This window comes from Achromobacter insuavis, from assembly GCF_902859645.1.
Lineage (GTDB): Bacteria > Pseudomonadota > Gammaproteobacteria > Burkholderiales > Burkholderiaceae_B > Achromobacter > Achromobacter insuavis.
In genome coordinates, this window is record NZ_CADIJR010000195.1 from 1 (window position 1) to 708 (window position 708).

Annotated in this window: 1 protein-coding gene; it reads left to right on the forward strand. The window is 76.7% G+C overall.

Annotated elements, in window-relative coordinates:
- Positions 1-708 (forward strand): c-type cytochrome (locus H0523_RS32090; RefSeq protein ID WP_180180333.1); only part of this gene is annotated, 708 nt, incomplete at both ends.

Sequence of the window (708 nt, forward strand, 5' to 3'; positions counted from 1 at the left end):
GGCGGCGTGGCGCCGGGCCGGGGCCATGCTGCTGGGCGCGCTGGCGCTGCTGGCGGCATTGCTGGCCGCGGCGATCGCCTGGCAGCCGGACGAGGCGCTGGCGATCGCGCACTGGCCGTTCGCCTGGCGCTACGACGCCGACCTGCCGGTCAGCGGCCATACCTGGCGCCGCCTGTGGCTGGCGCTGGGGCTGACGCTGTTGGCGCTGGCGTTGTTGACGGCGGCACTGTTCGCGCGGCGTGGCCGGCTGGTGTTGCTGACGGCCGCCGCGGGGCTGCTGGCGAGCGCCAGTTGGCCGGCGCCGCGGCTGCTGCTGACGGAGGCGACGCATACGTCCTATCAGCGGTCGCCGCTGGTGTTTTCGGATGACAACCTGCTGCGGGGCGCGCGCCTCTACCAGGCGCATTGCGCCGCCTGCCACGGCGCGCGGGCGGATGGGCGCGGCGTGCTCGCGGCCGGTCTGCCCGCCTGGCCCAGCGTGCTGGGGGCGGCGCTGTTCGACAACCGCCTGGAGGGCGAGCTGTATGCGCGCCTGGCGCGCGAGGGGACGGCGCACGGCGGCGCGACGCAGGCGCCGGGCGAGGCGCTGACGCCGGACCAGATCTGGCAGGTGCTGGACTATCTGCGGCTGCAGGCCTACGGCGCCGGCGGCGGCGCGGGCATGCCGGCGATCCCGGCGCCGGTGGTGGCGCTGACCTGCCGCGACGG